The organism is Streptomyces sp. NPDC058464 (assembly GCF_042721035.1).
Classification (GTDB): domain Bacteria; phylum Actinomycetota; class Actinomycetes; order Streptomycetales; family Streptomycetaceae; genus Streptomyces.
Genome location: NZ_JBHXMA010000011.1, coordinates 229,303 through 249,016, shown reverse-complemented (window position 1 = coordinate 249,016; position 19,714 = coordinate 229,303). Strand labels below are relative to the sequence as shown.

General features: G+C 70.3%; 18 protein-coding genes and 1 pseudogene. 14 read left to right on the top strand and 5 right to left on the bottom strand.

The features are described 5' to 3' along the window. Positions 1-47 precede the first annotated feature (47 nt). The 3 genes from ACFWPQ_RS17770 to ACFWPQ_RS17760 form a co-directional block, all read right to left on the bottom strand. Positions 48-608 (bottom strand): hypothetical protein, encoded by a 561-nt coding sequence (locus ACFWPQ_RS17770; RefSeq protein WP_384034943.1) that lies wholly within the window; start codon positions 606-608, stop codon positions 48-50. Between the two features lie 33 nt (positions 609-641). After that, entirely contained in the window at positions 642-1,088 is a 447-nt protein-coding gene (locus ACFWPQ_RS17765; protein ID WP_384034940.1) for a hypothetical protein, read from the bottom strand. Between the two features lie 378 nt (positions 1,089-1,466). Beyond that, entirely contained in the window at positions 1,467-1,610 is a 144-nt protein-coding gene (locus ACFWPQ_RS17760; RefSeq protein ID WP_384034937.1) for a hypothetical protein, read from the bottom strand. A 189-nt stretch (positions 1,611-1,799) separates the two neighbouring features. On the opposite strand from ACFWPQ_RS17760, the gene ACFWPQ_RS17755 reads away from it, so the two are divergent. From ACFWPQ_RS17755 to ACFWPQ_RS17730, 6 genes and pseudogenes are all read left to right on the top strand, one after another. Further along, a complete protein-coding gene (locus tag ACFWPQ_RS17755; protein ID WP_384034934.1) occupies positions 1,800-2,870 on the top strand; it encodes a PP2C family protein-serine/threonine phosphatase in 1,071 nt (356 codons plus the stop codon). 607 nt (positions 2,871-3,477) lie between these two features. Continuing rightward, the gene (locus ACFWPQ_RS17750) at positions 3,478-4,311 is read left to right on the top strand and encodes an alpha/beta fold hydrolase (RefSeq protein WP_384034931.1); all 834 of its coding nucleotides are present in this window, start codon (positions 3,478-3,480) and stop codon (positions 4,309-4,311) included. A 19-nt stretch (positions 4,312-4,330) separates the two neighbouring features. After that, a complete protein-coding gene (locus ACFWPQ_RS17745; protein WP_384034928.1) occupies positions 4,331-5,236 on the top strand; it encodes an alpha/beta fold hydrolase in 906 nt (301 codons plus the stop codon). Next, complete coding sequence (locus ACFWPQ_RS17740; RefSeq protein ID WP_384034926.1) at positions 5,233-6,762, top strand: FAD-dependent oxidoreductase; 1,530 nt, start codon at positions 5,233-5,235, stop codon at positions 6,760-6,762. Before ACFWPQ_RS17745 ends, ACFWPQ_RS17740 begins: the two co-directional genes overlap by 4 nt. Positions 6,763-6,821: 59 nt before the next feature. Next, positions 6,822-8,156 (top strand): amidohydrolase family protein, encoded by a 1,335-nt coding sequence (locus ACFWPQ_RS17735; RefSeq protein ID WP_384034923.1) that lies wholly within the window; start codon positions 6,822-6,824, stop codon positions 8,154-8,156. Between the two features lie 103 nt (positions 8,157-8,259). Beyond that, positions 8,260-8,670, top strand: a pseudogene (locus tag ACFWPQ_RS17730) (TetR/AcrR family transcriptional regulator); the annotation flags it as partial. Between the two features lie 183 nt (positions 8,671-8,853). Here ACFWPQ_RS17730 and ACFWPQ_RS17725 read toward each other — a convergent pair. Further along, the gene (locus ACFWPQ_RS17725; RefSeq protein ID WP_384034920.1) at positions 8,854-9,492 is read right to left on the bottom strand and encodes a TetR/AcrR family transcriptional regulator; all 639 of its coding nucleotides are present in this window, start codon (positions 9,490-9,492) and stop codon (positions 8,854-8,856) included. A 137-nt stretch (positions 9,493-9,629) separates the two neighbouring features. Between ACFWPQ_RS17725 and ACFWPQ_RS17720 the strand changes: the two genes are divergently transcribed. The 8 genes from ACFWPQ_RS17720 to ACFWPQ_RS17685 all read left to right on the top strand — a co-directional run bounded on the left by ACFWPQ_RS17720 (position 9,630) and on the right by ACFWPQ_RS17685 (position 18,630). Next, a complete protein-coding gene (locus ACFWPQ_RS17720; protein ID WP_384034917.1) occupies positions 9,630-10,784 on the top strand; it encodes a VOC family protein in 1,155 nt (384 codons plus the stop codon). Further along, entirely contained in the window at positions 10,781-11,719 is a 939-nt protein-coding gene (locus ACFWPQ_RS17715; RefSeq protein ID WP_384034914.1) for a fumarylacetoacetate hydrolase family protein, read from the top strand. The genes ACFWPQ_RS17720 and ACFWPQ_RS17715 overlap by 4 nt, the downstream gene beginning before the upstream one ends. Positions 11,720-11,739: 20 nt before the next feature. Further along, positions 11,740-13,353, top strand: coding sequence for a bifunctional 3-(3-hydroxy-phenyl)propionate/3-hydroxycinnamic acid hydroxylase (locus tag ACFWPQ_RS17710; RefSeq protein WP_384034911.1), 1,614 nt, complete (start codon positions 11,740-11,742; stop codon positions 13,351-13,353). Then, positions 13,350-15,395: an acetoacetate--CoA ligase gene (locus ACFWPQ_RS17705; protein ID WP_384034908.1), complete on the top strand. Its 2,046-nt coding sequence runs from the start codon at positions 13,350-13,352 to the stop codon at positions 15,393-15,395. The genes ACFWPQ_RS17710 and ACFWPQ_RS17705 overlap by 4 nt, the downstream gene beginning before the upstream one ends. Before the next feature lie 297 nt (positions 15,396-15,692). After that, on the top strand, positions 15,693-16,037 hold the full coding sequence (locus ACFWPQ_RS17700) for a DoxX family protein (RefSeq protein ID WP_384034905.1): 345 nt from the start codon (positions 15,693-15,695) through the stop codon (positions 16,035-16,037). Between the two features lie 22 nt (positions 16,038-16,059). After that, positions 16,060-17,250 (top strand): cytochrome P450, encoded by a 1,191-nt coding sequence (locus tag ACFWPQ_RS17695; RefSeq protein WP_384034902.1) that lies wholly within the window; start codon positions 16,060-16,062, stop codon positions 17,248-17,250. Between the two features lie 34 nt (positions 17,251-17,284). Further along, positions 17,285-17,482, top strand: a complete 198-nt coding sequence (locus tag ACFWPQ_RS17690; RefSeq protein WP_384034899.1) for a ferredoxin — start codon at positions 17,285-17,287, stop codon at positions 17,480-17,482. Then, complete coding sequence (locus tag ACFWPQ_RS17685; RefSeq protein WP_384034896.1) at positions 17,479-18,630, top strand: NAD(P)/FAD-dependent oxidoreductase; 1,152 nt, start codon at positions 17,479-17,481, stop codon at positions 18,628-18,630. The genes ACFWPQ_RS17690 and ACFWPQ_RS17685 overlap by 4 nt, the downstream gene beginning before the upstream one ends. Positions 18,631-18,972: 342 nt before the next feature. On the opposite strand, the gene ACFWPQ_RS17680 is transcribed toward ACFWPQ_RS17685, so the two are convergent. Then, on the bottom strand, positions 18,973-19,650 hold the full coding sequence (locus tag ACFWPQ_RS17680; RefSeq protein WP_384034893.1) for a response regulator: 678 nt from the start codon (positions 19,648-19,650) through the stop codon (positions 18,973-18,975). Positions 19,651-19,714: the final 64 nt, after the last annotated feature.

Here is a 19,714-nt window from a genome sequence, read left to right as displayed (position 1 = left end):
GGCCGGAACTCTCCCCACCGGCCCCCGCACGCCCCGGCCACTCACTGTTACTTCTCGACGTCCTTCACCGAACTCGGCCCCAGCTGCTTGGCGCTGGCGTACTCCGGCATCGTCATGGGCTGGTCGAACAGGAAGAACGACTGGTTCGTGCCGACCGTGAACTCCATGTACGCGCCTGTCGTGGCGTCGAAACCGTAGTAGGCGTTGCAGGTGGAACCCGACGTGTACGTGCCGTCCATGCCGGGCTGCGCGAGGACCGCGACGCCCTCGGAGTAGGTCTCCACCCTCTCCGTCGGCGTGAGCATCTTGCAGCGCGGCACCGGCAGGCCCTTCATGATGAAGTACCCGTACTCGCCCTTGGCGTTCTGGATGTAGACGTACGAGAGTTTGCCCCGCTTCCCCCACGTCTTGATCCACTGGTTGATCGATTCGCGGGTCGGCGAGTACTGCATGGGGACCGCCGGCTGCTCGGCCACGAGGTGGTCGTAGGTCTCCTGCTTGCGCTTGTTCTCCTTGTCCTGGCTGGAGTCGCTGGTGCAGGACGCCAGGGCCAGGCCCACGACGAGTGCGATGACGGCGGCCAGGGCCATGCGTGCGAACTTCTTCATGCGGTGCTGCCCTCTTCCCGGGTGAGATGGGGATCAGTTGGTGCACTTCGTGCGCTTGGCGTCGGCGTCCAGCCGGTACGGCAGATCCTTGTCGCGGAAGGGCGCGCGGTGTTCCTGGGCGGCCTTCGAGTTGTAGTCGTTGACGGACTCGATCCGGGTGGCCCTCAACGCGGTGATCGACTGGTCGATCTGCGCCGTGCGGGTCTCCGAGGCGGTCTTCCGCTCCTCCTGGAGGACCTTGATCGTCCCTTCGGCGTTCTGCACGGCCTCGCACAGATCGAAGAACTCCTCGTAGGTGGTCTGCCGGAACTCGCCCGAGCCGACGGTGTTCTCGCGCTGCTCCTCCGCACCGCGGAACGGGGCGGTGATCCACGCCGCACCGCCGAAGGCGAGCGCCCCGACCAGATACAGCACCGCAAGCCCGACGACCCCCGCGACGGCCCAGGCCCCTAACCGTGCCCCCTCGCGTATCTCTCCCATGGCATCCCCCTTCACAGGCGGCCCCGCCGTGTGGAACCACCTCCCGCGAAAGAGGACACAGGCACCCGGCGAAACGGTTCCGCCGACGCGAGCGTCACGAAGGAGGGCGGCCACCGGTACGGCCCGGGCCGCCGCCGGCGCGAGAACTCACCGCCCGTGGCCCGCGGTTGCCCACAGTTGCCCTGCACGAGCCTGCGGCATACCGGGGCCCGACCGACACGAAGCGGCCCCTCGATCCGGCTACCGGCATCCGGCATCCGGCTCATCAGACCCGTGAACATCGCCCGCCGCAGGCGTCACAGCACCGGTCCCCACCGGCTCGACCTCCGTCGAGCATTGCCCGGGAGCTTCTGGACATGTCCTGGGTGCCGGCGTCCGTCAGCGGTTGCCCCACCACCAGGCGCCGGTGGCGAACAGGGCCGTTCCAGCTGCCGCCGATGCTCCTCGCACCATGGCGAACAGTGCGCTCCGTGCCAGGCGTTGGAGTGTCCTGGTGGGCGTCTTGTCTCGTTTCGAAGTCATCGTGGTTCCCTTCGCACGCTGCCCCTGTGGAGGTGAAGAGAGGGGCGTTGCCGTGACGAGGTTCTCCTGCGGAGACGGTCGCTGGACGGCGTGCTGTTGGTTTGCGATGGCTTCGGACGGCCTCCGCCAGGGTCGTACGCGGTGGCATGATTCCTGGACGGATTCGGATGGTTTTGGACGGGGGTCGGGATGGGGCGTGCCGGGCAGCTGCGCAAGCCTGAGTTGACCGGTGCGCACCAGGAGTTGAACGCGGCGCTGCACCGGTTGCACCTGCTGGCCGGGCGCCCGAGCCTGATGGAGGTCGCTCGGGTCCTGCAGGGGGCCGGTATCTCCCGGAGCACCGTTCATGACGCGTTCTGCAGTCGGCGGCTGCCGAAGTGGCGGGTGATCGACGCCTTGGTGGAGGTCCTGTCCTCTCAAGCGCCGGGCGGCCGTCCTGAAGAGGATCAGAGGGTGCTGCACGAGGTGTGGCTCCGGGCTGCTCAGGAGAGTGACGAGCAGCAGGTGCCGCGGGCGCGGGCCGTCGTCCCGCCGGAGTCGGACCTTCACCCGCTCCTCTTGCAGCGCGCGCTGCTGCCCCGCGAGATTCCGCATCTGGAGGGCGTGGAGATTGCTTACCGCTATCTCCCGGCGTCCGATCTGCGGCGGTCCGGTGGGGACTGGTTCGACGCGGTGCCCCTGCCGGGTCCGACCGTCGCGCTCGTGGCCGGGGACGTGATGGGATCCTCCACGCTCTCCATCGCCCTCATGGGGCAACTGCGCAGTGCGCTCAACGCCCTGGTCCAGCTCGGGCTTCCCCCGCACGAGGCTTTGAACCGGCTGAGCGATCAGGCGCAGCGCCTCCACGGAGACCAGCTCGCAACGTGTGTCTGCGCCGTCTACGACGCTCGAACCCACCGCCTCGCCGTCTCCAACGCCGGGCACGTACCACCGGTGGTGCTGTTCCCTGACGGTGAGAGCTGCGCTCTGGATGTCTCGACCGGGCTGCCGATCGGTGTTGCCCCCAGCTTCTGCGAAACCGTCACGTGCGAGATGGCTCCGGGCACCACGCTCTTTCTTCTGACCGACGGGCTCGTCTCGTCACCCACGATGGACATCAGCGAGGGCATCGACCGGCTGAGCACGAGCGTGTCGGATGCGCAGGCGGCCGCCGGCTCGCAGCCCCCGCCGCTCGAAGACCTCGTCGACGTGGCGCTGGAGGGGCTCCTTCAGGAAAACCGTCACGACGACGCCGTCCTGCTCGCCGCGCGCCTGTCCTGACAGCCGGGTGAGAGGTCCGGCGCCTGACCCCGCCTCTCTGCTGCCGGTGGACTGATCTCTCTCCTGGGGCCGTACGACTCGGCTCCCCGCACCCGGATCTCCCGACATGTCGATCACGCAGCCGGGGGCGACGACGATGCCGACGTGGGTGACGCTGGTGTGGCCGGCGCCAAAGAAGGTGAGGTCGCCCGGTTCGGGGTTCTGTCCACGACAGCTGTAGTTCTTGATCCCGCCGAGGGCCTACTCGACACCCGATCCGAAGGCGCGTCGGTGTTGTGGGCACGGATGAGCTTCGACGAGGTCGGCGGGCAGCTGGTGCCTCAGATGCAGGTCCTGCAGCAGCGAGACGTCCGCAGCGGCACGGACGTCAGCGCGCGGGCTTCGACCAGCCCGAGCAAGCCGCGTCCGCCTCCCCGCCGTCCGCTGCTGCCTTCATCCGATCGAGGTGCGTTCGCATCGCATCGCAGCGACGTCGGCGTCGAGACCGGCGAACGACCAGCGGCACGGCGCACTAATTGCGTGGCCTTCTCGCACAGGGCCACATGAGTCGTAACGCACCGATGCCTCCTCTTGACACATTCACCTTACCGGCAACACTGTAGCCGTTATGAGTGTCTGGTCTGAGCCGCAGCCCGACTCCCGGTTCGTCCTGGTGGACGGGCTGCGGATCCACTACAAACGTGCCGGATACGGTCCGGCGGTCGCACTGCTGCACGGCAGTGCCTCCTCGCTTCAGCACTTCGACCGCGTGGCTGACCTGCTGTCGGATTCGTTCGATGTCATCCGCCCCGACCTGCCGGCGTTCGGGCTGACCGGCCCGCGCGAGGACCGTGACTACCGCGTTCCGGCGTACGCCGCGACGGTGGCGGGCTTCCTGGAGGCGCTGGGTGTGCCGCGATACGCGGTGGTCGGCAATTCGCTGGGCGGCAACGTCGCGTGGAACGTCGCGCTGGATCATCCGGAGCGGCTGACCGGGCTGGTGCTGGTCAATGCCACCGGATATCCGGAGAAGACGGTGCCCGCGGGGATGCGTCTGACCCGCAACCCGCTGCTGCGGCCCGTGCTGCGGCGGGTGATGCCGCGAGGGGCGGTCGAGCGCAACCTGCACCAGGCCGTCGGGCCGCACTCGCGGATCGTGGACGACGCCATGGTGGACCGGGCCCATCAGCTCATGAGCCGGCCCGGGAACCGCTCGGCCTTCGTCGACTTCTGCAACACCGACCAGCCGGACCGCAGCGCGCAGATCCCCCGGATCACCGTGCCCACGCTGGTGCTGCGGAGCGCGAGCATCGACGGTCAGCGCTTCGCCCGGGACATCCCGGGCGCCCAGGAGCTGGTCCATCCGCACGGCGGACATCTGCTGCCGGAGGAGGAGCCGCAGTGGGTCGTGGACGCGATCGCGGAGTTCCTCGGCTCCCGCGCCGACACTCACCTGCACTGAGGGCAAGGAGGCCCGTTCCATGAAGTACTTCGTCGCCTCGGGCGAGGACCGCAGGCTCACCGCCGGCTCGCGGAAGGCGTTGCGCGGCAGTTTCGTCGAGCTGTCCGACGGCGTCACGCACTACGAGCTGACGGGGCCGGAGGGCGGGGATGTGGTCGTGATGGTGGGGGCGCTCACCATCCCGCTGTTCTACTGGGACCGTCTCGTCGCCGAGTTGCACGCCCGTGGGCTGCGCACCATGGCCTTCAGCGCCTACGGCCGCGGGTACTCGGACCGGGTGCGGGCGAGGTACGACGAGAAGCTGTTCGTGCGACAGCTCGCCGACTTGACGGACCGGCTCGGCCTGACGGCGCGGCCGCTGCACCTCGTCGGCACGTCCATGGGCGCGCTGGTCTCGATGGAGTACGCGGCACGGTACCGCTCCTCGGTGTCCACCCTCACCATCGTCGGTCCCGCCGGTCTCACGAAACCGAAGCCGACCTCTCCGAACCGGCTGCTGCGCAGTGATCTGCTCGCAGGCTTCGTCGCCCGGCGCCGCGGCCTGCAACTGCTCCAGGGGCATCTCGGGCACAACGTCCGCGACCCCGAGCTCGGTGCGAAGCTGACGGAGATGGTCCTCGACGGCTTCCGCTTCGAGGGTTCGCTGTACGCGGTCTTCGACACCTTGCAGCACCTGCCCGTGGCCGGCCGTGACGACCTCTTCCGGCGGACGGGGGAGCTGGGCATTCCCACGCTGCTGCTGTGGGGCGACGAGGACAACGTGACACCGCTGGTCCACTTCGACACCGCGCGCGCCCTGTTGAAGCCCCAGCAACATCACGTAATTACCGAATGCGGGCACATGGCCCCATTTGAACGGCCGCGCGACGTAGCCGACCGGATCGCCCCGTTCGTGGCCGCACGTACCGAAAGGCTCGACTCATGAACAACCCGCAGGTCATCGACGTACTGGTCGTCGGTGCCGGCCCTTCGGGCTCTGCCCTGGCGATCGACCTGGTACGCCGGGGGCTCGACGTACGGATCGTCGACAGGTCCCCTCACGCCTTCGACGGCTCCCGCGCCAAGGGCGTCCAGCCGCGTAGCCTCGAAGTCCTCGAAGACCTCGGCGCCCTGAACGCCGTGCTGGCCGGGGGCGGTCTCTATCCCAAGCTCGGGCTGCATGCGGGACCCTTCGCCGTGCCGTGGAAGATGTTCCCTCACAAGGAGTGGACCCCGGACGTCCCGTACCCGAACACCTGGCTGATCCCGCAGTTCCGCACGGACCGCGCGCTGCATGCCCGGCTCGGCGAGCTCGGCCGCGGGATCGAGTTCGGCAGGGAGCTGACCGAGCTGACGCAGGACCAGGACTCGGTCACCGCCAAGGTGGCGGGCGCGGACGGCGTCGAGGAGATCGTCGCCCGCTACGTCGTGGGGGCCGACGGCGGTTCCAGCGTGGTGCGCAAGCAGCTGGACATCGGATTCGCCGGGACGACGGACGAGTCCGACCGCGTGCTGATCGTGGACGCCTCCGTGAGCGGCCTGTCCCGTGACCGGTGGCACATGTGGCCCGGCCTCGGCGGCAAGCTCATCGGCGCCTGCCCGCTCCCCGGCAGTGACATGTTCCAGTGGATGATCCGGCTCACGCCCGACGAGGAGCCGCCCCAGGAGATCGGCGCCATTGTCGATCGGATCCACTCCCACACCCGCAACCGGCACATCCAGCTGCACGACATCCACTGGAAGTCCGTGTTCCGCCCCAACATCCGCCTGGCGGAGAGCTACGGCCGAGGACGTGTCTTCCTCGCTGGTGACGCCGCGCACGTCCACACCCCGGCCGGCGCCCAGGGCTTGAACACCGGTATCCAGGACGGTTACAACCTCGGCTGGAAGCTCGGCCAGGTTCTTGCCGGGGCCGACCCGGCCCTGCTCCACACCTACGAGGCCGAGCGGCAGCCGATCGCCGCCGGGGTCCTGGGTCTGTCCACGGAGAAGTGGGGCGGCATCGCCAAGCTCGACCCGTCGAGCATGAAGCGCGGCAAGGACGAGCAGCAGCTCGCGCTCACCTATTACGGTGGCCCGCTCGCTCCCGCCGACGGCGACAGCACCGGCACGCTGCGCGTGGGGGACCGCGCCCCGGACTCCGAGCTGTTCGGCGCGGACGGCGCCGGGACCCGACTGTTCGACCTCTTCCGCGGGCCGGACTTCGCCGCCATCGCCTACGGCCCCGGTGCCGCCCGGGACCTCGAACGCCTGGCGTGGCCTTCGGCGGGCGCCCAGTTGAAGCGGGTCACCATCGGAGCAGCCGCGGACGGCAGCCCCGTTTTCTCCGACCCCGCGAACACGCTGCAGCGCGCCTACGGTCTGACCGGCGACACGCTGCTGCTGATCCGTCCCGACGGCTACATCGGGCACATCGCCACCCGGGACTTCCTCACCACCACCCAAACCGCCGTACGCGCGATGACGCCGTAGGCAAGGAGCCACAGCATGTCCCAGCAGAGCCGCCCCTCCTCCGGTTCGGGGGCCACTGAATGAGCCGCACATTGCTGCGCGGGGCGCAGGTCGTCACGATGACACCGGACCGGCCCGACGCCGAACGCGCCGACATCCTCGTCGACGGCGAGACCATCGCCGCCGTCGGCGAGAGCATCGAGGCGCCCGACGCAGAAGTCGTCGACTTCTCCGGCCGTATCGTCATCCCCGGCCTGGTCAACGCCCACCTGCACACCTGGCAGACCGCGCTGCGCTCGGTCGGTGCCGACTGGACGCTGATGGAGTACCTCACCCACCTCCACGGCGCATGCGTCGGCCACTACACCCCGGACGACATGCACATCAGCAATCTCGCCGGAGCGCTGAACCAGATCAACTGCGGTACGACCACCCTCGGCGACTGGTGTCACAACGTGCTCTCGCCCGAGCATGCCGACGCGGCCGTCGAGGGGCTCGTCGAGGCCGGGATCCGCGCCGTCTTCCTGCACGGCACGCCCTACCGCGACCCGGAGATCCCCCACCCGCTCGCCGAGATCGACCGGCTGCTCGACGGCCCCGTCCGCGACCACGCCCTCCTCACCCTGGGTATGGCACTCCAGGGTCCGCAGTACTCCTCCGCCGAGACCGCGGTGGCCGACTTCCGGGCCGGCGCGGAACGCGGCCTCGTCGTCTCGATGCACCAGAGCGGTGGGGAACCCGCGCCCGGCTGGGAGGCCCTGCGCGCCGCCGGGCTGTTCAGCCCCCTGACCAACATCGTGCACGGAGCCGACCTGCCGGACGACTGGACCAAGACACTCGTCGAGGCAGGCGTCACCTTCACCACCACCCCGGAGAACGAACTGGGCCAGGGCCACGGCACCCCCGTCACCGGATCCCTGCTGCGCCTGGGCGCGGCACCCTCCCTGGGTACCGACATCGACACCGCCGTACCCGGCAAGGTCCTCACCGCCGCCCGGATCGCCCTGGCCCACCAGCGCAGCCTGGACCATGCCCACCACCGGCAGACGACCGGCATGTACGCCAACACGCCCTCGGTCACCGCCAAACAGGCGCTGGCGTGGGCCACGGTCGAAGGGGCGAAGGCACTGGGACTGGCCGACCAGGTGGGCCGGATCGAGGTGGGCATGCAGGCCGACCTGGTCGCCGTCGACGCCCGGGCGCTCAACCTGTGGCCGGCGCACGACCCGGTCGCCACGGTCCTGCACGCCGACATCGCCAACATCGAAGCCGTGATGATCGCCGGTGGCTGGCGCAAACGCGATCACGCCCTGCTCGCCTCCGGCCTCGACAAGGTCAAGGACAGGCTCCGCGATTCCGGAGAGCGGCTACTGCGCAGCATCGGAACCGCGGGCCCTCACGCCGGACACGCCTGACACCGCAACGGCCCGAAAGCCTGAACCGCGCGTCGGTGCCTCGTCGGCCAACTCGCCGTCAGGTCTGTGTACCAGTGGCCTCGCTTCCCCAGCAGAAGGTGACATGAACAGCCGCATGACACATCCCGCAGGGACGCTCCGCGGCGCTATGTGTCAGGAGCAGATCATCCAGGCGGCCATCGCCCTTCTGGACGAGGGCGGCGTCGAGAGTCTGAGCATGCGAAAGCTGGGCAGTCGTCTCGGCGCCACCGCGGCGGCGCTCTACTGGCACGTCAGGAGCAGACACGACCTGCTCCTGCTGGCCGCCGACACCGTCTGGGGGCAGACACCGCTCCCCGGTCTCGACGACCTCGAATGGCGGCAAGCCCTCCTGGCCATGGCCGACAACCTGCGTTCGATGCTTCTCCGGCGACCGTGGCTCCTGGCCGCCATGGCGTTCCAGCCTCGCGACGGCCCGGCCAAAAACCGCCATGACGATCACCTGCGCGCGGTCTGCAAGGCGTCCGGCCTCACCAGGCGGGATACCGAGCAAGCCGCCCAGAGCGTCGTCGCGTTCGCGATCGGTGCCGCCCTCACAGCCGCCCCTCGCCCGTATGTGTCCTTCGGACTGCAGTCGCTTCTCGACCGCGCTGCCGCCCGCGCGCCGTTCGACGCCGGCACACTGCCCCGGGACCGCGCTACCGAAGGTGCCCGAGGATCAGTTCCCAGGGGCAGGCAAGGGGCGTCGGGCTACTTTGTGCGCCTCCTCGGCAGGCACTCCCAGCATGCGCAAGGTCATCTCGGCCAGGTTCGAAGCCGCTTCCTCGCCGTCGAGGTCGGGCCGGGAAAACCGCAGTTCCACCAGGGACAGCAGGACTCCGCCTGTTCCGGACAGTGCGTACGCCGGGTCGACAGCGGCAAAGCGGCCCGTCTCGATACCGCGTTGCAGGTCGCGGCGGGCGCGGGGGGCGATGCCGCGATCGGAGTGGATCTGGGCCAGTCCGCGGTGCCGCAGGATGCCCATGAGCTCGGGATGCGAGCTTGCCATGCGGGCTGTGAGGCGGAACCCCGCCGCCACGAGCTCGGCCGGATCGTCCGTCCCGGCGAGCTGCTCGTCGATGACCTGACCGAACTCCTCCAGCGCGTCCGCCACCGCGGCGTCGAACAGCTCCGCCTTCGACTCGAAGTGGTTGTAGAAGGAGCCGAAGCCGACATCGGCCCGATCGGCGATGGTCTGGATGCTGGCGTTGGTGTCACCTGCTTCGGCCAGGAGCTCCCGAGCGGCGCGGATGAACGCTCTGCGTGTCTCGGCGCGGCGTCGCTCGAAACGGTTGTTGGAGGGCGCTGACGTCGGCATGCGACAAGTCTAGCAACGGGATTGATTGCCGACGCATAACTGATGATCTTCTCAGAATTAACTTCCCTCAGCTATTGACGATGAGTTCAGCAGTGTTGATGATTTCCTCATTACGGCAGTGTTGCTAGGAGGACGCCATGCCACAAACCCGCGTCGACGGGACCGGCGGCAGGGATCTCAAGACGGCTCACCAGGATCTGCACAGTGAGCAGGGCGCCTTGCGCGGTGAGCATTTGGGGCGGTCCCGGAACCCCGTGATCAAGGTGGCGGATCTGGCCTGGCTGGAGTTCGAGAAGCCGGACCTGAACCGGGCCGAGGCCTTCGCCCGGGACTTCGGCTTCCAGATCGCCGCCCGCACCGAGCGGGAGCTGTGGCTGCGCGGGACCTTCTCCGGCTCGCCCTGCATGGTCATCCGCAAGGGGCGCACCTCCCGCTTCGTCGGCCCCGCCTTCCGTGCGGCCGAACGGGCCGACCTTGACCGGCTGGCCCGCGCGACCGACAGCCCGGTCCGGGAGTCGGACGTGCCCGGTGGAGGGGCGGGAGTCGACCTGCTCGACCCCTCCGGCCTGCCGGTGCGGGTGGTGTTCGGTGCCGAGACGCTTCCCGCCCTGCCCGGGCAGGAGCCGCTGCTCCTGAACTTCGGCACCGAGCACGGCCGCAGGAACGCCGCGCAGCGCCCGCCGCGCGAGCCCTCACGTATCCAGCGGCTCGGGCATGTGGTCCTGGAGACGAGGGTGTTCGCGCGTGCCCTGGACTGGTACCTGGACATCCTCGGGATGATCGTGTCCGACTTCCTGTTCCTGGACGGGCAGCGCGAGCGCGGCCCGACGATGGCGTTCCTGCGCTGCGACCAGGGCAGCCTCGCCGTGGACCACCACACGCTGGCGATGCACCTCGGCCCCGGCAGCGGCTACGTCCACTCCGCCTACCAGGTCACCGACCTCGACGCCCTCGCCGCCGGCGGCGAGTACCTCAAGGAACGTGGTTACCAGCGCAGTTGGGGGATCGGCCGACACATCGAGGGAAGCCAGCTCTTCGACTACTGGCGCGATCCCGACCGTCTCATGCTGGAGCACTTCGCCGACGGCGACCTGTTCTCCTGCGACGTCGAGCCCGGCTGGGCGCCGATGTCCGCGAGCGGTCTGGCGCAGTGGGGGCCGCCGGCCACCCGTGACTTCCTCGGGGCGAACCCGTCCCCGGCCAAGGTCCGCGAGGTGCTGCGCGCGCTGCGCGGTGACAACGAACTCGACCCGGCGCGGCTGCTGGGCCTACTGAAGGCGATGAACTCATGAGCACCAACGTCCTGCGCACGGCCGACGGCTGGTGGGTGGTGCGCGGCCGGCACGCCGTCCCCGTCGAGACCAAGGCCGTCACCACAGCCGAGTTGCTGGCCGACCGCGCCGCGGTCCGGGAGGCGGCCGCCTCGGACGCGGCCGGCACGGCGGTGACCGACCTGGCACCGCTCTCCCCGGTCACCACCCCGTGCCGGGTTGTCGCACAGATGGTCAACTACCGCAGCCACGCTCGCGACTCGGGTTTCACCGGCGACATCCCGCCCACCTTCTTCCGGAAGGCCTCCGGGTCCATCAGCGGCCCGCAGGACAGCGTCGTCCGGCCCGCCCACGTGCAGTTCCTCGACTACGAGATCGAACTCGGCCTGGTCATGGGCGCGCCCCTGCCCATCGGCACCGTCGTCGAGGAGCGGGACCTGCCGTCGTACGTCGCCGGGCTGGTTCTCACCAACGACGTCAGCGCCCGTGACGTACAGCTGACCAAGACGCAGTTCTACGAGAGCAAGTCGTACCCGACCTTCACTCCCACCGGCCCGTATCTGGCCCTGCTGGCGGAGAAGGACTTCGCCCGTCTGCTGGACCTGAGGCTGAAGCTGAGCGTCAACGGCGACCTGCGGCAGGACCGCACCCTCGCCGACATGATCGTCCGTCCGGCGCAGGCGCTCACCCTGCTCGCCCGCTTCCAGACCCTGGATCCGGGCGACCTGCTGCTGACCGGCACCCCCGGCGGCACCGCCCTGAAGGCCCCGCCCAAGCCGGTCGAGAAGATCGGCGCGCTGCTGCCGCCCGCCCTGAAGTGGAAGACGTTCTTCAGCAGCCAGGCCAAGAACCCCCGCTACCTGCACGCCGGCGACCTGATCACCGCCACCATCGCCACCCCGGACGGGCTCATCGACCTCGGCGAGCAGCGCACGCCGGTCGCAGAGACGCGCTAGATCCCGAAGCGAGCCGCACCATGACCCCCGAACACCCCGGAGCCCGGGAAACCGGTCCGGAGCCGCCGCCGCACGTCCCCGTCGTGATCGTCGGGGCCGGGCCCGTCGGCGTGACCGCCGCCCTCCTGCTCGCCCGGCACGGCGTGCGCAGCGTCGTCCTGGAACGCCACGACGACCTCTATCCACTGCCCCGAGCGGTGGCCCTCGACGACGAGACCCGCAGGATCATCCAGGCCGCCGGAGTGCACGAGGAGTTCGCCGCCCTGGCCCGCCCCGCGCGGGGCCTGCGGCTGCTGAACGCCCGGCATCGGGTGATCGCCGAGTTCCCCCGCTCCGCCCACGGCATCCACGGCTTCCCCCAGACCAGCATGTTCGACCAGCCCGAGCTGGAACGGCTGCTGCGCGACGCCCTCGCCCGCACCCCGCTGTGCGAACTGCGCAGCGGGGCCGAGGTCACCGGTGTCGAGCAGGAGGACCCGGGCGCTCCGGCCACCGTGACCATCCACCAGGGCGGCCATGTCCACCAGCTGCGCGCAGACGCGGTCCTGGGCTGCGACGGCGCCAACAGCCTGACCAGAGAGGCGATCGGCGCGGGGTGGCAGGACCTGCGTTTCGAGGAACGGTGGATGGTCGTCGACGTCCGCACCCGCGCCGCCGTGCGTTGCTGGGAAGGAGTCGACCAGGTCTGTGACCCGGACCGGCCGGCGACCTTCATGCGGATCGGCGAGGACCGCTACCGCTGGGAGTTCCGCCTGCCCGACGGCGAGCTCCCGGATCGCCGAGGCCTGCGCGAGCTGATCGCGCCGTGGCTGCCCGCCGCCCAGGACAGCGACTTCGAGGTGATCCGGCAGGCGCACTACACCTTCCGGGCCCGCATCGCCGATCGCTGGCGCAAGGGCCGGCTCTTCCTGCTCGGCGACGCCGCGCACCTCACTCCGCCGTTCATCGGGCAGGGCCTGTGCGCGGGCATGCGCGACGCCCACAACCTCACCTGGAAACTCGCCCGTGTCCTTCGGCACGATGCCGACACCGCGCTGCTCGACACGTACGAAAGCGAACGCCGACCACACGCCCGTCAGATGATCCGCCTGGCCGTCGCCACCGGGTGGGCCATGACCGGAGGCCAGGACCGTGCCGCCGCGCTGCGCCGCGGCCTGGTCGGCGCCGTCTGCCGCATCCCCGGAGTGACCGCGTGGGCCGGCCGGCTCAGCCCGGCCCTGCGCCCAGGACCCCTGACCCGCGCCGGCCGCCTCGGCGGCACGTTCTGCCCTCAGCCCCAGGTGACCGTCGACGGCCGACCGGCCCTCCTCGACGACCTGCTCGGCACCTCTTTCGCCGTCCTGACCGCGACCTCACCCACACCCTCCCTGCAGGCCATCGCCGACGGCTTGGCAGCGCCCGTCATCCCGGTGGACCGACTCGGCGACGACGGCACCCTCCACGCCTGGCTGCGCCACGGCCGGGCCGACGCGGTGCTGCTGCGCCCCGACCGCGTCGTACTCGACGTCGTCCCAGCCGGCAGCGGCACCTTCACGCACGCGGCCGCATGGTCTCCGTTGCTGTGCACCACACGACGCACCGGCCGCTGCGAAGAGCTCGTCACCGCCCCATCCCCGAGGAGCGCCCCGCGATGACCCTCCCACTCATCACACCGTCACCGGACCCCATCTGGCTCCCCGACCCGGAAGCCACCACAACCAGCCGCATCGCGGACTTCGGCCGCTGGGCCGCCCGGCACCGGGGCGTCCAGGCCGCACACGACCACACCGACTACGGCGCCCTGCACCGCTGGTCGACCACCGACCTGGAAGGCTTCTGGGGCGCGGTGTGGGAGTACTTCGGCATCGACGCGGACACCCCCTACGAGCAGGTTCTCGTCGAAAACCGGATGCCGGGTGCGCGCTGGTTCCCCGGAGCCACCCTCAACTACACCCACCACGCCCTGCGCCACCTGCGCGACGACGCACCGGCGATCGTCGCCGTGGACGAGACCGGCGCCGGATACGAGGTGTCCGGAAAGCAGCTGCGCGCCCAGGTCGCCTCCGTCGCCGCCACTTTGCAGGACCTCGGGGTGAAGGAGGGGGACCGCGTCGTCGGCTACCTGCCCAACACCCCGCACGCGATTGTCGCCTTCCTCGCCGCAGCCAGCATCGGCGCGGTGTGGTCGGTGTGCGGCCAGGACTACGCACCTCGGGCCGCGGCCGACCGCTTCGCCCAGCTGGAGCCCACGGTCCTCATCGCCGCGGACGGCTACCTCTTCAACGGCACCACGCACGACCGCCGCGAGGCGGTCCTCGAACTGGCCGGGTCCCTGCGAACGCTGAGCGCCGTCGTGCTCGTCGACCACGTCGGCCTGCCGTGGCCCGCGCGAACCTACCCCGCCCTGGTCGTGCCGTGGGAGGACGCGTCCACCCGGACCGAACAACTCACCTGCGCTGCCGTGCCGTTCGACCATCCCCTGTGGGTCGTCTTCTCCTCGGGCACCACCGGCCTGCCCAAGGGCATCGTCCACGGTCACGGCGGCGTCCTGCTGGAGCATCTGAAGACCCTCGGCCTGCACTCAGACCTCGGTCCGGGCGACCGGCTGCTGTGGTACACCACCACCCACTGGATGATGTGGAACCTGGTCGTCTCCACCCTGCTGACCGGTGCCACGACCTGTACCTACGACGGCAGCCCGGCGCCTTTCGCCCGCCCCGACGTCCTGTGGGAGCTGGCTTCCCGTCACCGGGTCACCGTCTTCGGCACCAGCCCCCAGTACCTGCTGGGCATGGCCAAGTTCGGAATCGAACCGGCCGTGCACGATCTGTCGTCGGTACGGGGCATCGGCTGCACCGGCTCCGCGCTGCCGGCCTCCGCCTACCCCTGGGTCCGTGACCACGTGGGTTCGCGTGTCCAGCTCGCCTCCACCAGCGGCGGCACGGACGTCGTCTCCGCCTTCGCCGGCAGTGCCCCCACCACCCCGGTGTGGGCCGGGGAGCTGTCCGCGCCCCACCTGGGTGTCGCACTGGCCGCCTACGACGAGGGAGGCATGCCCGTCGTCGACCGGGTGGGCGAGCTCGTGATCACCCGCCCGATGCCGTCCATGCCGCTGTCCTTCTGGAACGACCCCGACGGAAGCCGCTACCACGACGCCTACTTCTCCACGTACCCCGGTGTGTGGCGGCACGGCGACTGGATCACCGTCACCCCCCACGGGTCGGTGATCGTGCACGGCCGCTCCGACTCCACCCTCAACCGCAACGGCGTCCGGCTGGGCAGCTCCGACATCCACGATGTCGTCGAGCGTCTCCCGGAGATCGCCGAGGCGCTGGTCATCGGCGCGGAGGAGACCGACGGCGGTTACTGGATGCCGCTGTTCGTCGTCCTCGCCGACGGGGCCGTCCTGGACGACGCCCTGTGCGGGAAGATCCGCGAAGCGGTCCGTGCCGGCGCCTCACCCCGCCACGTGCCCGACGAGATCCTCGCCGTCCCCGGCATCCCGCACACCCGCACCGGCAAGAAACTCGAAGTCCCCGTCAAGCGGCTCCTGCAAGGCGCCCCCGTCGACCAGGTCGTCAACCCCGCCGCGGTCGACAACCCCGAACTCGTCGAGCACTTCGCCCGCCTGGGAGCCGAACGCCACCGCCGGCTCACCCACGAGACCGTCACGGACACGCGCCGGAAACGGGCATGACGCCACCGGCCGCGCGCCCGCCGCCCGAGCCGCGGCCGAACGGCTGACAACAGGCAAGTCATCTGCGACCGGTCCCCACACGGTGCCGCTCACCGGAACCAGCCGGCGCCGGTCCTCTCTCCACGCCGGCGGCCGTGCCTCCGACAGCCGGCCTCCAGGCCGCCCGAGATCCACGTCACCAGCCGCGTCGGCGGCGACCACCGCACGGGCCCATCCGCACCGTGCTCCGTGCCCCCTTCCGGCCGGTTCCGGCACCGGATGACCCGCGCCACCATTCCGAACATCTCAGGACGACCCGTGATCCTTCCCCTTGTTCTCGCCTGCCTCGTCGCCGTGGCCTTTCTGGCCGTCGGGGTACCCAAACTTCTCGCTCTGGCGCCCATGCGTGAACTGGCCGCCAAGTCCGGATACTCCGTCGGTGCCTATCGCGTCATCGGCGCCCTGGAGATCGCGGGCGCCGCCGGTATCGCGCTCGGCCTGGCCGTCCCCCTGCTCGGCGGCCTGGCCGGCGCCGGTTTGCTGATCCTCATGGCCGGAGCCGTGATCACCCATGTACGCGGTGGCGACGCGCGCGGCATTGCGCCCGCTCTCGTGTCCGCGGTCCTGGTCGCCGCCTACCTCGCCGCCCTGTTCACCGCGTGACCCCCTCGAAAGGAGCATTCCGATGCCTACGCGCACCCGTACGGACATCCCCGTCTACCGGCCCGACCTCTACTCGGCCGCGGCCATCCGTGACACCTACCCGCACTACGCCAGGCTGCGCGAGCTCGGCCCGGTCGTCTGGCTGACCAAGCACAAGGTCCACGCCCTGCCCCGGTACGCGGAGTGCAAGGCCGTCCTGCTCGACGACGAGACGTTCATCTCCGGTGATGGCGTCGCTCTAAACCCCCTCGCCAACCGCATGGGCCAGGGCACCACCCTCTACAGCGACGGCGCCGACCACGACCGCCGCCGCTCCCAGGTCGCTCACCGCCTCACACCCCGGGCGCTGCGCCCCATGACCACCGCCGTGGACGAACAGGCCGCGCAGGTCGTCGAGGCGGCGCTCGCGCGCCGGGCCGTCGACGGGGTCGAGATGGCCATGGCACTGCCGCTGTCCGTCGTACCCGACCTCGTGGGATGGCCGGAGGAGGGCCGGGAGCACCTGCTGCGCTGGGCCGGCGCGGCGTTCAACGGCCAGGGGCCGATCAACCGGCAGGCCGTGCGCACACTCCCCTCGGCCCTCGGCATGATGCGTTACGCCCGCCGTGTCGTCCGGGAGCGGTCGGTACTCGAAGGCAGCATGGGGCACGACCTGCTCTGCGCGGCCGACGAGGGCAAGATCCCGCCCGCCGAGTGCGCCACGATGATGATGGACTACCTGTCGCCCTCGCTGGACACCACCATCAGCGCCATCGCCAGCGCCCTGCACCTGTTCGCCACCCACCCCGAACAGTGGCGCCTGCTCAAGGAAGACCCCGGACGCATCCCCAACGCGGTCAACGAGGTCGTCCGCTACGACTCCCCGGTCCGCGCCTTCACCCGCGTCGCCGCCCGCGACACGACCATCGCCGGCACCCCGATCCCCAAGGGCTCCCGGCTGCTCGTCCTCTACGGTTCCGCCAACCGCGACGCACTGGAGTGGGAGGACCCGGACACCTTCGACATCCGCCGTGACGCCGCCCGCCAACTCGGCTTCGGACAGGGCACCCACGGCTGCGCCGGCCAGGGACTGGCCCGCCTGGAGACCTCCGCGATGCTGCGCGCCCTGGTCACGCGCGTGGACCGCATCGAACTCACCGGCACTCCCGAGTGGGCCCTGAACAACATCATCCACCGCTACGAGCGTCTCCCGCTCAAGCTCATCCCCGCCTGAAACCCCCATCCCATCCCCGCCCGAGGACAGCACCATGAAAATCTCCGTCGACTACGACCGCTGCGAAGGCCACGGCCTGTGCGCCGACCAGGCCCCCGGCGTCTTCGTCCTGGACGACGACGCCGAACTCACCTACCGCTTCGAGGACCTGGAGGTACCCGACGAGCACGTGTCCGCAGCCCGCGCGGCTGTCAACGTGTGCCCGGTCGCCGCCCTGCGGGTACAGCCATGACATCCGCCCGTTCGGTGCTCATCGTCGGTGAGTCGCTGGCCGGCACCACCGCCGCGCGCGAGCTGCGTGCGCTCGGCCACACCGGTCCGGTCACGATCATCGGCGCCGAGACACACGGGGCCTACTCCCGCCCGCCCCTGTCCAAGGCGGTTCTCAAGGACCCCGCCGCGGACGACACCGTCGGACAGGACCTCGGCGGGCTCGATATCCGGACCATCCGCTCGGCCGCCACCGCGGCCGACACGGACCGCCGCACCGTGACGACCGCCGACGGCCGTGCGTTCGGCTACGACGCGTTGATCATCGCCACCGGCGCGGCGGCCCGCAGGCTCGCGGCACCGGGCCAACGCGGCGAACTGGTGCTCCGCACACTGGACGACGCCCGCCGGCTGCGCGCCCGCCTGGAAACCGCACGCTCCGCGGTCGTGGTCGGCGCGGGCTTCCTCGGCATGGAGGTGGCCAGTGCCTGCGCGGCCCGCGACATCCCGGTCACGGTCCTGGACGTGGACCGTCCGCTCGAACGGATCCTCGGCAGCTATCTGTCCGCCGCGGTCACCGAACGCGCCGCGGCACACGGCATCCGCTTCCTGCGGACCACCGGCTTCGCGGCGCTCGCCGGTGACCCCGTCCATGGCGTCACGCTGCCCGACGGGACCGAGCTGCCCGCGGACCTCGTGGTGACCTGTGCGGGGGAGACGCCCTGTACCGACTGGCTGGCCGGCACGGGCCTGGTCGACCGCCTCGGCGTCGGCATCGATCCCGCCTGCGCCACCACGGTCCCCGACGTGTTCGCCGCCGGTGACGTCACCTACCTCCGCGCCGACAGCACCGGCCCCGAGCGGCGCGCCCCGTTCTGGTCCAATGCCGTCGCCCAGGGCAAGGTCGCCGCCGCTTCCGCCCTCGGGCTCTCGCCCGCGGGACCGGTACAGGACGACTACTTCTGGACCGAGGTCGCAGGCCTCACCCTCAAAGTCGTCGGCCCTCTGCCGCCCGTCGGTGCGCCCACCACGGTGGACGGCAGCGTGACCGACGGGCGAGCCCTGCTCACCTGGCACCACCCCGGCGACCGCGCCACCGTCGTCGCCTACGGCCTGCGCAAGCCGGTCGCCGCCCTGCGCGCCCGGGCAGCCTCCGTCCCCGCACAGTGAGGCAGCCCTGTCCTTGCCGCCGGTGACGGCGAACCAGGTGCTCCGGATCGCCCGCAGCCCGTCGGACCTGCGCCCGAGAAAACCTCATGACCGGCCCCTGACGCGGCAGCTCTTGGCGTTGTGCTGTAACCGGTCTGGGACTGGCTCAGGCCGCACAGCATCGGCGCCGCTTGCCATGTCGGCGTGAGCGGGCCGGCTTCGAGCAGGCAACCGGTGCCCCTCCATCCGCGAGATCAGTCGCCGGTGCGGCATTCGAAACCGCCGATGTTCCGCGATCCCGCGTCGCGTCGCTCCGCCGGTTTCTTCCCGGTACCCGCGACGCCGTCCGTCACACGGGGGGTGTCACATGTGTGAAACCGGTCTGACAAGCCCTGCTTCGTAGGCGAAGGCCACCGCCTGGACGCGGGTCCGGGCGCCGGTCTTGGCGAGGATGCTGCTGATGTATGACTTGACGGTTGTTACGGCCAGATGCAGGTCCTCGGCGATCTCTCCGTTGCTTCGTCCCGATGCGACGCGGGCGAGGACCTCGCGCTCGCGTCGTGTGAGGCGGCGGAGCCGGCTGCTGTCGTCGTGATCCTGGTCCGGGACGGGACTTCGCAGGCGGTGGGCGAAGGTGTCGAGGAGCTTGCGGGTCAGGCTCGGCGCGATGACGGCGTCGCCTCTGGCCACCGCGTGGACGGCGGCGATCAGCTCCTCTGGCCGGGCGTCCTTGAGGAGGAAGCCACGGGCCCCGGCGCGCAGTGCCTTGTAGACGCGTTCTTCGAGATCGAAGGTGGTCAGCACCAGCACCTGTGAGCGGCTGCCGGAATCCAGGATGCGCCGAGTGGCCTCCGTGCCGTCCATGCCGGGCATGTGCACGTCCATCAGAACGATGTCCGGCTGGAGTGCGGAGGCCATCCGGACCGCCTCGGCTCCGTTGCCGGTCTCGCCCACGACTGTGAGTCCGGGTTGCCGTTCGAGGACCATCCGCACCGCGAGGCGTTGCAGGGTTTCGCCGTCGGCGATCAGAAGGGTGGTCATGGCGATGGTTCTTTCGCCGGAGGGAGACGGATCGGCGGTACGGGGTCTACGGCGTTCCCCGTGT

Bases quoted from the DNA above. Each gene is read 5' to 3' on its own strand.
- ACFWPQ_RS17740 (WP_384034926.1), top strand. From the start codon at position 5,233: ATGAACAACCCGCAGGTCATCGACGTACTGGTCGTCGGTGCCGGCCCT.
- ACFWPQ_RS17755 (WP_384034934.1), top strand. From the start codon at position 1,800: ATGGGGCGTGCCGGGCAGCTGCGCAAGCCTGAGTTGACCGGTGCGCAC.
- ACFWPQ_RS17760 (WP_384034937.1), bottom strand. From the start codon at position 1,610: ATGACTTCGAAACGAGACAAGACGCCCACCAGGACACTCCAACGCCTG.
- ACFWPQ_RS17715 (WP_384034914.1), top strand. From the start codon at position 10,781: ATGAGCACCAACGTCCTGCGCACGGCCGACGGCTGGTGGGTGGTGCGC.
- ACFWPQ_RS17770 (WP_384034943.1), bottom strand. From the start codon at position 608: ATGAAGAAGTTCGCACGCATGGCCCTGGCCGCCGTCATCGCACTCGTC.
- ACFWPQ_RS17695 (WP_384034902.1), top strand. From the start codon at position 16,060: ATGCCTACGCGCACCCGTACGGACATCCCCGTCTACCGGCCCGACCTC.
- ACFWPQ_RS17765 (WP_384034940.1), bottom strand. From the start codon at position 1,088: ATGGGAGAGATACGCGAGGGGGCACGGTTAGGGGCCTGGGCCGTCGCG.
- ACFWPQ_RS17720 (WP_384034917.1), top strand. From the start codon at position 9,630: ATGCCACAAACCCGCGTCGACGGGACCGGCGGCAGGGATCTCAAGACG.
- ACFWPQ_RS17725 (WP_384034920.1), bottom strand. From the start codon at position 9,492: ATGCCGACGTCAGCGCCCTCCAACAACCGTTTCGAGCGACGCCGCGCC.
- ACFWPQ_RS17690 (WP_384034899.1), top strand. From the start codon at position 17,285: ATGAAAATCTCCGTCGACTACGACCGCTGCGAAGGCCACGGCCTGTGC.
- ACFWPQ_RS17750 (WP_384034931.1), top strand. From the start codon at position 3,478: ATGAGTGTCTGGTCTGAGCCGCAGCCCGACTCCCGGTTCGTCCTGGTG.
- ACFWPQ_RS17745 (WP_384034928.1), top strand. From the start codon at position 4,331: ATGAAGTACTTCGTCGCCTCGGGCGAGGACCGCAGGCTCACCGCCGGC.
- ACFWPQ_RS17735 (WP_384034923.1), top strand. From the start codon at position 6,822: ATGAGCCGCACATTGCTGCGCGGGGCGCAGGTCGTCACGATGACACCG.
- ACFWPQ_RS17685 (WP_384034896.1), top strand. From the start codon at position 17,479: ATGACATCCGCCCGTTCGGTGCTCATCGTCGGTGAGTCGCTGGCCGGC.
- ACFWPQ_RS17710 (WP_384034911.1), top strand. From the start codon at position 11,740: ATGACCCCCGAACACCCCGGAGCCCGGGAAACCGGTCCGGAGCCGCCG.
- ACFWPQ_RS17705 (WP_384034908.1), top strand. From the start codon at position 13,350: ATGACCCTCCCACTCATCACACCGTCACCGGACCCCATCTGGCTCCCC.
- ACFWPQ_RS17680 (WP_384034893.1), bottom strand. From the start codon at position 19,650: ATGACCACCCTTCTGATCGCCGACGGCGAAACCCTGCAACGCCTCGCG.